The organism is Burkholderia sp. AU16741 (assembly GCF_002223345.1).
GTDB lineage: Bacteria > Pseudomonadota > Gammaproteobacteria > Burkholderiales > Burkholderiaceae > Burkholderia > Burkholderia sola.
On record NZ_NKEZ01000011.1, the window covers coordinates 342,490 to 352,721 of the forward strand.

10 protein-coding genes are annotated in these 10,232 nt (G+C 69.6%); 7 read left to right on the forward strand and 3 right to left on the reverse strand.

Annotated elements, in window-relative coordinates:
- Nucleotides 1-37 precede the first annotated feature (37 nt).
- The gene (locus CFB89_RS30575; RefSeq protein ID WP_089471216.1) at nucleotides 38-1,060 is read left to right on the forward strand and encodes a Ku protein; all 1,023 of its coding nucleotides are present in this window, start codon (nucleotides 38-40) and stop codon (nucleotides 1,058-1,060) included.
- 54 nt (nucleotides 1,061-1,114) lie between these two features.
- On the forward strand, nucleotides 1,115-3,925 hold the full coding sequence (ligD, locus tag CFB89_RS30580) for a DNA ligase D (RefSeq protein WP_089471217.1): 2,811 nt from the start codon (nucleotides 1,115-1,117) through the stop codon (nucleotides 3,923-3,925).
- A gap of 4 nt (nucleotides 3,926-3,929) precedes the next feature.
- Here the strand turns inward: ligD and CFB89_RS30585 are convergent, their stop codons facing one another.
- Nucleotides 3,930-5,252: a cation:proton antiporter gene (locus tag CFB89_RS30585; protein ID WP_089471218.1), complete on the reverse strand. Its 1,323-nt coding sequence runs from the start codon at nucleotides 5,250-5,252 to the stop codon at nucleotides 3,930-3,932.
- Nucleotides 5,253-5,295: 43 nt separating this feature from the next.
- Nucleotides 5,296-5,658, reverse strand: a complete 363-nt coding sequence (locus CFB89_RS30590) for a DUF3175 domain-containing protein (RefSeq protein WP_089471219.1) — start codon at nucleotides 5,656-5,658, stop codon at nucleotides 5,296-5,298.
- 158 nt (nucleotides 5,659-5,816) lie between these two features.
- Between CFB89_RS30590 and CFB89_RS30595 the strand changes: the two genes are divergently transcribed.
- The 5 genes from CFB89_RS30595 to CFB89_RS30615 all read left to right on the forward strand — a co-directional run bounded on the left by CFB89_RS30595 (nucleotide 5,817) and on the right by CFB89_RS30615 (nucleotide 8,411).
- Complete coding sequence (locus tag CFB89_RS30595; RefSeq protein WP_089471220.1) at nucleotides 5,817-6,269, forward strand: hypothetical protein; 453 nt, start codon at nucleotides 5,817-5,819, stop codon at nucleotides 6,267-6,269.
- A gap of 85 nt (nucleotides 6,270-6,354) precedes the next feature.
- The gene (locus CFB89_RS30600) at nucleotides 6,355-6,720 is read left to right on the forward strand and encodes a DUF3022 domain-containing protein (RefSeq protein WP_089471694.1); all 366 of its coding nucleotides are present in this window, start codon (nucleotides 6,355-6,357) and stop codon (nucleotides 6,718-6,720) included.
- 268 nt (nucleotides 6,721-6,988) lie between these two features.
- Nucleotides 6,989-7,537: a type 1 glutamine amidotransferase domain-containing protein gene (locus CFB89_RS30605; protein ID WP_089471221.1), complete on the forward strand. Its 549-nt coding sequence runs from the start codon at nucleotides 6,989-6,991 to the stop codon at nucleotides 7,535-7,537.
- A 3-nt stretch (nucleotides 7,538-7,540) separates the two neighbouring features.
- Nucleotides 7,541-7,870 carry a DUF1488 domain-containing protein gene (locus CFB89_RS30610; protein WP_089471222.1) on the forward strand — a complete coding sequence of 110 codons (330 nt, stop codon included), beginning with the start codon at nucleotides 7,541-7,543 and terminating at the stop codon, nucleotides 7,868-7,870.
- A 307-nt stretch (nucleotides 7,871-8,177) separates the two neighbouring features.
- Nucleotides 8,178-8,411 carry a hypothetical protein gene (locus CFB89_RS30615; protein WP_089471223.1) on the forward strand — a complete coding sequence of 78 codons (234 nt, stop codon included), beginning with the start codon at nucleotides 8,178-8,180 and terminating at the stop codon, nucleotides 8,409-8,411.
- Between the two features lie 22 nt (nucleotides 8,412-8,433).
- Here CFB89_RS30615 and CFB89_RS30620 read toward each other — a convergent pair whose 3' ends face one another.
- The gene (locus CFB89_RS30620; RefSeq protein WP_089471224.1) at nucleotides 8,434-9,684 is read right to left on the reverse strand and encodes a phosphatidylserine decarboxylase family protein; all 1,251 of its coding nucleotides are present in this window, start codon (nucleotides 9,682-9,684) and stop codon (nucleotides 8,434-8,436) included.
- Between the last annotated feature and the right edge of the window lie 548 nt (nucleotides 9,685-10,232).

The window sequence follows — 10,232 nt, forward strand, 5'->3', positions numbered from 1 at the left end:
CTTCGGGCGGGCGCGCATCCGGCAAGGAGGAACACGCATGGCACCGCGGATGATATGGAAAGGCGCGATCAGCTTCGGGCTCGTGCACGTGCCCGTGCAGCTGTTTCCGGCGACGCGCACCGTGAAGCCGTCGTTCCGGATGCTCGACAAGCGCTCGATGGACCCGATCGGCTATCGGCAGATCAACAAGCGTACCGGCAAGGAAGTCACGCGCGAGGATATCGTGCGCGGCTACGAGTACGAGAAGGAGCGCTACGTCGTGCTCACCGACGACGAAATCCGCGCGGCGAACCCGGAATCGACGCAGACCGTCGATATCCTGACCTTCGTCGACGCCGACGCCGTGTCGTTTCTCTATCTCGACACGCCGTACTACCTGGTGCCCGACCGCAAGGGCGAGAAGGTCTATGCGCTGCTGCGCGACGCGCTGAAGGACAGCGGCAAGATCGGCATCGCGCTCGTGGTGATGCGCGACCGCCAGCATCTGGGCGCGCTGATTCCGGTCGGGCCGATACTCGCGCTCGATACGCTGCGCTGGCAGGAAGAATTGCGGCCGCTCGACGAATTATCGGTGCCGGCTGCCGATGCGAAGGGCGCGGGCGTGACCGCGCGCGAACTCGGGATGGCGAAGAAGCTGATCGACGACATGTCGGGCACGTGGACGCCCGACGAATATCACGACACGTTTCGCGACGACATCCTCGAACTGGTGGAGCGCAAGGTGCGCGCGGGCAAGATCGAGGAGATCGAGGATCGGCCCGCGCAGACGGGCCGCGCGGCGAGCAACGTCGTCGATCTCACTGAATTGTTGAAGCGCAGCCTGAAGGGCGGCGCCGGTGCGCGGGCGGCGGATCTGCGTGCGGAACGCGATGAAGGCGAGGACGACGCGTCGTCGTCACCGTCATCCGCGCGGGGCGGCGCGCGTCGCAAGCCGCCATCGAAATCCGCGTCGAAGGGCACGACGACGAAAACCGCGGCGAAGAAAACCGCCGCGAAACGCAGCGCGGCGAGCGACCATGCGACGAAGAAGACCGCCGCGCGCCGCAAGCATGCGGCGTGACGCCCATCACGCCGACTCCGATTCCGATTCCGACTCCTCCGACGAGGTGACGCGATGGCCGGCAAGCTCGATCCGTATCGCCGCAAGCGCCATTTCGGCGCGACGCCCGAGCCCGAAGGGGCGCACGGAAAGCGACGCACGAAGGCCGATGCGCGGGCCGACACGAAAGCGGGCACGAAGCCGAAGGCGAAGCCTGCCGCGCGCGAGCGCCAGCCGCTGCGCTTCGTGATCCAGGAGCACCACGCGCGCCGGCTGCACTACGACTTCCGGCTCGAACTCGACGGCACGCTGAAGTCGTGGGCCGTGCCGAAGGGGCCGAGCTTCGATCCGCAGGTCAAGCGGCTCGCGGTGCACGTCGAGGACCATCCGCTCGAATACGCGTCGTTCGAAGGCGAGATTCCGGCCGGGCATTACGGCGCGGGGTCGGTCGTCGTCTGGGACGAGGGGACGTGGACGCCCGACGGCGGCGTGGCGCAGGCGCGCCAAGGCTATCGGGCGGGCAAGCTGACGTTCCGGCTCGACGGCGAGAAGCTGCACGGCGGCTGGGCGCTCGTGCGCAGCGGGCGGCAGGAAGGGCGCCAGGAGCAGTGGCTGCTGATCAAGGAACGGGACGACGACGCCCGCAGCGCCGACGAATTCGACGTCGTCGGCGAGCGGCCGGGGAGCGTGCACGACGGTGCGTCCAACGGCGCGGCGCGCACGCGCGCGACGCGGCGCGGCCGCTCGACGGACGGGGGCGGCGATGGACCTGACGCGCGACACGCTGGTGACGCCAGCCACGAAAGTGAAGAAAGCCCGCCCCCCGCCGATCCGTCGCAGGTCGAAGGCGCGGTGCGTGCGCCGCTGCCCGAGCGCGTCGCGCCGCAACTCGCGACGCTGGTCGACGCGCCGCCGACCCAGGGCGGCTGGTGCTACGAACTGAAGTTCGACGGCTATCGAATTCTCGCGCGCATTGCAGGGAAGGGCACGCGCCGGCGCGTCACGCTGATGACGCGCGAAGGCCGCGACTGGACCGCGAAGCTGCGCGCGCAGCGCGACGCGCTCGCGGCGCTCGACGTCGACGACGCATGGCTCGACGGCGAGGCCGTCGTGCTCGGCGAAAACGGTCTGCCCGATTTCCAGGCGTTGCAGAACGCGTTCGGCGCGGACCGCTCGGACACGGTCACGTTCTTCGTATTCGATCTGCCTTATCTCGACGGTTACGACCTGCGCGACGCGCCGCTCACCGCCCGTCGCGCGCTGCTCGAACCGCTGCTCGCGAACAGCGATCCGGCGCGCGTGCGCTTTTCGCCCGATCTCGGCGAGGACGTCGCGTCGCTGATCGCGAGCGCGTGCGACACCGGCCTCGAAGGGCTGATCGGCAAGCGTGCGGACTCGCGCTATCGCGCCGGCCGATCGCCTGCGTGGATCAAGCTCAAATGCCGGCGCCGGCAGGAGTTCGTGATCGGCGGCTTTACGGAGCCGTCGGGCAGCCGGCACGGCTTCGGCGCGCTGCTGCTCGGCGTGCACGAGCCGCCGGCCGCCGGCAAACGGCGGCGCGGGCCGGCGCCGCTGCACTACGTCGGCCGCGTCGGCACCGGCTTCGACGCGCGGATGCTCGACCGTCTCGCCGCGATTTTGCGCAAGCACGAACGCGACACGATGCCGTTCGATGCACCGCCGCGCGAACGCACGCGCACGCGCGTGCACTGGGTCGAGCCGACGCTCGTCGCAGAATGCGAATTCGCGGAATGGACCGGCGACGGGATCGTGCGGCAGGCGGCATTCATCGCGCTGCGCGACGACAAGCCGGCGGAGCAGATCGTCCGCGAGCGGCCGAAACACACCGAAACGGAGGTGACGATGGATCAACGCCAGACCCCGCACGACGACACACGCAAGCGCGCATCGCCTGCCGCTCACGAGACCGCCGATCGCAAGCGCCCGTCACGTGCGCGTGCGGCCGCGCGCGCCGAAGGCGACGCGTCCGGCCCCGACACGCTCGGCCGCGTGCGCATCACGCATCCGGAGCGCGTGCTCGATCCGCAAGGCGGCACGCGCAAGATCGATCTCGCGCGTTACTGGCAGTGGGTCGCGCCGTGGCTGCTGCCCGACCTGAAAGGCCGGCCCGTGTCGCTCGTGCGCGCGCCGGGCGACATCGCCGGCGAGCTGTTCTTCCAGAAGCACGCGGAGCGCCGCGAGATTCCGTTCGTCACGCAGCACGAAGGGCTCGATCCCGGCCACGGCCCGCTGCTGTCGATCGACAGCGTCGATGCGCTGCTCGGCGCCGCGCAGATGGGCACGGTCGAACTGCACACGTGGAACGCGCACGCGTCGAACATCGAGCGGCCCGACCGCATCGTGTTCGACCTCGATCCCGATCCGGCGTTGCCGTGGCGCACGATGATCGACGCCGCGCAACTCGTGCGCGGGCTGCTCGACGAGCTCGGGCTCGTGTCGTTCTGCAAGACGAGCGGCGGCAAGGGGCTGCACGTCGTCGTGCCGCTCACGCGGCATGCGGGCTGGGACGACGTGAAGGACTTCTCGCGCGCGGTCGCGCAGCACGTCGCCGGCACGCTGCCCGACCGTTTCACCGCGACGATGGGGCCGCGCCACCGGCGCGGCAAGATCTTCGTCGACTATCTGCGCAACGGGCGCGGCGCGAGCACGATCGCCGCGTATTCGGTGCGCGCGCGGCCCGGCATGGGCGTGTCGGTGCCGCTCGACTGGGACGAGGTGCCCCACACGACAGGCGGCGCGCAATGGACGATCGATACGCTGCACGAGCGGCTGGACACGCTGAAGCGCGACCCGTGGGAAGACTATGCGAGCACGCGCCAGCGCATCACCGCGGCGATGCGGGCGCGGCTTGGCACCGACGCATGAAGCGTCAGCGCCGACGCTGCTGCAGCCGGTAATACCAGTTCATCAGCGGCGTCGCGGAGATTCCGTGCGCGACCACCGACGCTGATACCACGGCCAGCACCGGCGCCGCAAGCGGGCGCACCACTTCGGACGGCCCGTGCTCGAGCGCGAACAGCAGGTAGTAGAACGAGCCGATCCCGCGGATGCCGAACCACGCCATCAGCCGCCGCTGCGCATGCGTCGCGCGCGAGCCGGTGAGCGTGACCAGCACCGCGAGCGGACGCACGGCGACGAACAGCGCGGCGGCCAGCGCGAGGGCGCCCCACGTGAGCAGCGGGCCGGGCAGCGTCGCGAGCACGCTGCCGATCATCGTCATCACGACCGCTTCGGCGATCCGTTCGAGCTCGATCGTGAAGCCCAGCACCGATTCGGCCATGAACGCATGCGCTTTTTCCGGATGCTTCTCGGTGGCGACCACGTCTTCCGAATCGATCTGGCCGATCACTTCGCGCGGCGGCCGGTCGCCGCTCGCCCGATGCTCGACGCGCCGCATCGCGACGCCGGCCGCGAACGTCGCGATGAAGCCGAACGTGTGCGCGAGCTGCGCGGCGCCGAACGACAGCACGATCAGCGCGAGCGCGAAGAAGCCTTCGAGGCCCAGCGCCTGCGCGTGCCGCGTGCGCAGCCAGCCGATCGTCTTCGTCGTGACCCAGCCGAGCCCGCCGCCGATCGCGACCGCGCCCGCGATGCCCCACAGCGCGACGAGCGCGAACGTGCCGGACAGCGGCGGGATGCCGTACGTCGCGCCCGGCGCGCCGCACAGCGCGAGCCCCGCGAGCGCGAACGGCAGCGCGATGCCGTCGTTCATCCCGCCTTCGCCGGACAACGCGAAGCGCACCAGGTCGCGATCGCCGGGATCGTGCACCTGCACGTCGTGCGCGAGCACCGGGTCGGTCGGCGCGAGGAGCGCCGCGAGCAGCAGCGCGGGACCCCAGCCGAGACCCAGCGCGAGCACCGCGCACGCGGCGAGCAGCGGCACGGTGACGATCATCGCGAGCAGTCCGAGCCGGCACGGTACGAGCCACAGCTTGTCGGACAGCGGCACGCGCAGCCGCAGCCCGATCGCGAACAGCGACACGAGCAGCGCGACCTCGACGATCTCGCGCAGCAGCTGCCCGTCACGTTCGAGGTCGAGATGCAGCAGGCCGGCGCCGGCCGGGCCGAGCGCGACGCCGATCACCAGGTAAATCATCGCGGAGCTGCATGGCAGGTGACGCAGCGCGGACGTCACGACGCCCATGCCCAGCAGCACCGCGCCAACGATCAGATACCAGAGGGTTTCGTGCATGCGTGGGAATCGCAGCGGAGGGAGACGGGCGGCGCGCCAGCCGTCAGGGCTTGCGGCCGAAGGCTTCGCGCAGTTTCCGCTTCGCGCGTTCGAGCGTCGTACGGCGCGTCTTCGGCAGGTTGCGGCCCGCGCGGTTCACGTAGAAGTTCAGCATCGACATCGCCGACTGGAACGGCGACGCCTTGCGGCGGCGGCTGTGTTCGGCCGAGTGCTTCAGCGACGCCGCGATCTCGGCCGGATCGTCGGATTTGAAGATGTCGGGCTCGATGTCGAGCGCATCGCTTTTTTGCGTGACTTCGCCGGACCAGCGCTTGCGGTGGGCCGGGTCGGCGCTGCGCGCGCGGCCCGGGCGGCGCGTGTGGCGCTTGCCGTGAGCGTGGGAAGCGGAAGCAGAAGCGGAAGGCATAAGGCAAGGGCTCCGTATGGGATGACAGAAGGGGCGTGCGAACAGAGGGGCCGCAAATCGCGTGCCGCGTCGCGAACGTGGCCGGTGACGGCATGGGCCTTGCTGAAGGATCGGAGCAGGAATTTCCATCACGCCATCACCCATAGGGAGAAAACGCCATGAAGTCAGCAGCATTCGAATCGAAGTTCGTCGCGCGGCGCGTGCTGGCCTGCGCGGCCGTCGCGATCGTCGCGGCCGCGCCGGCTGCATGGGCGCAGAATTCGCAGCGCTCGGACGAGGGCACCGGTGCGCCGAATCCGTCGATGGACATGTCGACGCCGGGCACCAACGGCAATACGACCGCGCCGCCTCCGCCGGCGGGCACGCAACGGCATGGGGCGAAGCACGGGATGCGTTCGCACAGCGGGGCGGCAGGCCACGTGAAGCCGGGCGGCGGCCCGAACGGCGCCGGCCAGGGCGGTAGCGGAGGCATGGGCGGCGGGGTCGGCGGCGGGTCGGGCGGGGCCGGCGGGTCGGGCGGCACGGGCGCCGGCAACGGCGGTTCGGCGGGCTCGACGGGCACGGGCGGCGGCGGGGCCGGCGGGACGGGCGGCGGTTCCAGCGGTTATTGACGGCACCGTGCCGGCGCGGCCGGCACGGTGCGATGGCGGCGCGGTTTCCCGGGACGGGCCCGCCGCCACCACGCAGGAGGACATCATGCAATCGAATTCCCGGATTTTCCTGGAGAACGACGAGATCGACGGCGACGCAACCGACGTGGACGATCTCGACACGACGGTTCACGTGGACGTCGAAACGGGCAGGGTCATGTTCCATGCGGCGTGGGCGAACGCCGTCGAGGCGCCGCCCGAGGCGGCCCGGCATTCGGTCGTGCTCGCGCTCGAATGCTCGACGATGGAGCGCTACGCGGATCTCGACGACGGCGCGCGGATGCGCGTGCACGCGATGCTGCACGACGCCGTGCAGCAGACGCTCGAACAGTTGCCCGATACCGACGAAAACCTGACGCTGACGGTCGAGCTGACCGACGCGATGCTCGACGCCGCACGTCATCTGCAGTAATCGCGCCGGATCGACGTACGGCGTCGCCACGGCGTCCCGTTACATCCCGTTGAAATCTTTGCAGCCGGGCGCGGCGACGGGCGGCGGTCGGTCCTCCCCTGCGTGGATGGCCGCCGTCGATCGCGGGTCGTTCCCCGTTGTCCCGCATTGCGCACGAAGCGACGAGGCCGGTGGGCCGCGGCGCTGGCGGGCGGAATGGCGATTGCTGCACGACGGGAAACGGCACGGCGTGTGCCGTCCCACCTTATTCCCATCCACGGAGGCACTCATGAGCGGCAGGCTGGATCATTGCAAGATAGCGATTCTCGCGGTCGACGGCTTCGAGGAAGCCGAACTCGTCGAACCGCAGCGCGCGCTCGCGGCCGAAGGCGCGCAGGTGGACGTGATTTCGCAGAAGCGCGGCGAGATCCAGGGTTTCCGGCACGTCGACAAGGGCGAGCGCGTGAAGGTCGATCGCACGTTCGACGATGCGCGCGAAGGCGACTACGACGCGGTCGTGCTGCCGGGCGGCGTCATCAACGGCGATGCGATCCGGATGGTGCCGGCCGCGCGCGAATTCGTGACGGCGGCCGTCGGCGCCGGCAAGCCGGTCGCGGCAATCTGCCACGGCGGCTGGCTGCTGGTATCGGCCGGGCTGGTCGAGGGCAAGACGATGACGAGCTGGCCGAGCCTGCAGGACGACATCCGGCACGCGGGCGGCAAGTGGGTGGACGAGGAAGTCGTGCGCGACGGCAACCTGATCACGAGCCGCAAGCCGGCCGATCTGCCCGCGTTCAACGGCGCGCTGGTCGAGCGTCTCGCGGCGCGGAGGGCATGAGCGATGCCGGCCGATTCCCCGCGCGCCGTGACGCTGACCGACCAACCGCCCACGTTCGACGGCGCGGCGCTGCAGTTGCGCTTCGTCGTCGACGTCGACGGGGCGCCGCAGGCGTGCGCGATCACGGTGGAGGCGCTGGAAGATCATTTCGGCGCGCGCTCCGCGCTGGAGGCCGATTTGCGCGACGCGTTCGAGCAGGGCCGTGCGCGGATCGAAGCCGCATGCGCGGACGTGCTGGCGAGCGGCAACCACGACGTGGTGCTGCACAGCGGGTATTTCCGTGCGCCGGCCGGCGCGGCGCGGGCGGGATTGTTTCGCTCGCGGGAACCCTGAGCGGGCCGCATTTCGTCTCGCGATCCCGGGCTGTGACGGGTCGGCCCCAGGCCGGTTTCACCGGACGTCTCCCGTGTCCGCCGTTGCCCTGCCGTTACCGATTACATGCCGTTGAAAACTTTGCAGCGGCTCGAACGCGTTCGCGTGGTGCCACATCGCGCGGCGCGCGCACTGCACGGCCACCGATTGAACGACACCGGTTGGCACGCTCCCTGCATGTCCATGACGTTGCCGGCGCACGATACGCGCCGCTGGCCGATGCGACGCCGGTGTCGCGTCGCGCGTAGCCGCCAACGGGGAAACGAGCATGCTGACCGCCCATGAATTCGCCGCACTGTTCCTGGTGCATCGCGCACCGGAACAGATTCAACTCGACCGCGACGACATCGTCGCGCTCGTCGAACGACACCTGATCGTGATGGAGCGCGACGATGCGTCCGGCCAACACCGGCCCGCGCTGACCGCCGACGGCCTGTCGGTCCTGCACAGCGTGCAGCGGCACGACGGGGCCCGGTCCGACGCAACGGAAGCGGAAGCGTGACGCACCGGGCCGCCCGCGGCGCTCAGCGTGCGATCGCGACGGGCGCATTGACCTGCACGACCGGCGGCTGGCCGTCGAACGGCGGCGCGTACAGGAAGCGGTCGATCACGCCGGCCTCGAACAGCAGACAGTAGGTCGAGCCGCCGAACTGGAAATAGCCGATCTCGTCGCCCTTGTCGACGCGCTGCCCCGGCATGACGTCGATCACGCACGACGACACGTCGCCCATCCCGACGAACACGGCGGCCACCGTGCCGATGCCGGGATCGTCGCTGGAGATCGCGACCACCGCACGCGCGGCGACCGCCGTCATGTAGCCCTGCGAGTCGTTGAGCCCGGCCGGGTCCGGGCCTTCCGCTTCGGCGACCGAGTAATAGGCGCCGTCGACGCGATACGCGTGCGTGACCACGCCGCGCACCGGCGCATGCCAGCGATGGTAGTTGTACGCGCTGAGGTAGGCCTGGTAGACGTCGCCGCCGACGAAGCGCTCGGCGAGCGACAGCCACGCAGGCGTGAACAGGTCGCGCAGCGAGTACGGCTGCGATTTGATCCAGAACGTGTCGCGCAGCTTCACGTTCGTTTCGGTGTGATACGGCGCGGCCTCGCACGCGCTGACGATCACGTGGGGATCGTCGGGCGCCGCGACGGGCCGCGCACCGTCGCGAAAGCGCCGCGTGAAGAAGTCGTTCCACGAATCGAAGCCCCAGTGGGGCTGGTCTTCGCGATACTGGAACTGCGACAGCCCGAGGCGCTTGCGGGCTTCGTCGCAGAACCAGCCGTCGGGCGGCGACGTGTCGAGATGCGCACGCGAATGCGGGCCGCCGAGGAAGTCGCACCACGCATTCAATACGCGCTTCAACTGCGCATTGACGGACGCGTCGCGAAACACCGCGTGGCCCGACGGCATGCACATCGGCCAGTCGAAGAATGCGTTCAGCGGGCACACGATCAGGCTTTCCTCGCTGAACGGCGGCGTGTAGGTCATCAGATGGTCGAGCACGGTCATCAGTTCCCCGATCGACGCGTAGCCGAGCCGGTATCCCGCTTCGCGCGCCTCGTCGATCGCGCGCGTCACGCTCATGCGCAACACGGCGTTGTCGTCGAACAGCCGCGCGAGTTCCTGCACGGCCGGCGTGCGCAGTTGCTCGCCGGCATGCGCGCGCGCTTCGTTCGCGATTTTTTCGCGGAACGCGGCCATGTGCGCTTCCTCGCTGGCCATCCATTCGCCGAGGCGGCGGCGTGTGGCGGGCGGCGCGTTGCGATTCGTCGGCATCGTCTCCTCCGGAATGGTTAGGGGGCGAAGCGATGGAGCAAGACGCTTGCCCGGCGCGCGGCACCGAAATTGCGGCGCTCGGGCAACGGGTTTCCTTCGATGACTCAGGAGAGAAAAATGGCTACAGCTTCGAACCCACGACAGACGAACGATGCGGGAACGACGGACGAGCGTCGTCGCGACGGGCAGCGGACCGTGACGCCGACGCGTACGCGAACACGGCCGCGTGCGGCGACGACGCGCGACGGGGCGCGGCGCGGCGAGCGTGGTGACACTCGTGCAAGCGGCAACGGGCCCGTGACGCCGAGCCGTGGAGAGGAGACGGCGAAACCGCTGTGGGAAGATGACCGCGGCGAGATGCCGCCGGAAGAGTGGTCGTGACGAGGCCGCACGCGATAAATCCGCGGCTCGCACGATAAATAGGTCGCTCGAAAAATCCCGCGCGGCGTACTTATATTTCCGCCAATGAAAAAGCCCGGTCGCGTCGCCGACCGGGCTTGCCAAATACGATCACTTCCCTTCAGCAGCCTCGATCGCGTCCGTGTCCC

What these genes read in the sequence shown, in the direction of transcription:
- CFB89_RS30575 (WP_089471216.1), top strand. Translation starts at nt 38, where the DNA reads ATGGCACCGCGGATGATATGGAAAGGCGCGATCAGCTTCGGGCTCGTG.
- ligD (WP_089471217.1), top strand. Translation starts at nt 1,115, where the DNA reads ATGGCCGGCAAGCTCGATCCGTATCGCCGCAAGCGCCATTTCGGCGCG.
- CFB89_RS30585 (WP_089471218.1), bottom strand. Translation starts at nt 5,252, where the DNA reads ATGCACGAAACCCTCTGGTATCTGATCGTTGGCGCGGTGCTGCTGGGC.
- CFB89_RS30590 (WP_089471219.1), bottom strand. Translation starts at nt 5,658, where the DNA reads ATGCCTTCCGCTTCTGCTTCCGCTTCCCACGCTCACGGCAAGCGCCAC.
- CFB89_RS30595 (WP_089471220.1), top strand. Translation starts at nt 5,817, where the DNA reads ATGAAGTCAGCAGCATTCGAATCGAAGTTCGTCGCGCGGCGCGTGCTG.
- CFB89_RS30600 (WP_089471694.1), top strand. Translation starts at nt 6,355, where the DNA reads ATGCAATCGAATTCCCGGATTTTCCTGGAGAACGACGAGATCGACGGC.
- CFB89_RS30605 (WP_089471221.1), top strand. Translation starts at nt 6,989, where the DNA reads ATGAGCGGCAGGCTGGATCATTGCAAGATAGCGATTCTCGCGGTCGAC.
- CFB89_RS30610 (WP_089471222.1), top strand. Translation starts at nt 7,541, where the DNA reads ATGCCGGCCGATTCCCCGCGCGCCGTGACGCTGACCGACCAACCGCCC.
- CFB89_RS30615 (WP_089471223.1), top strand. Translation starts at nt 8,178, where the DNA reads ATGCTGACCGCCCATGAATTCGCCGCACTGTTCCTGGTGCATCGCGCA.
- CFB89_RS30620 (WP_089471224.1), bottom strand. Translation starts at nt 9,684, where the DNA reads ATGCCGACGAATCGCAACGCGCCGCCCGCCACACGCCGCCGCCTCGGC.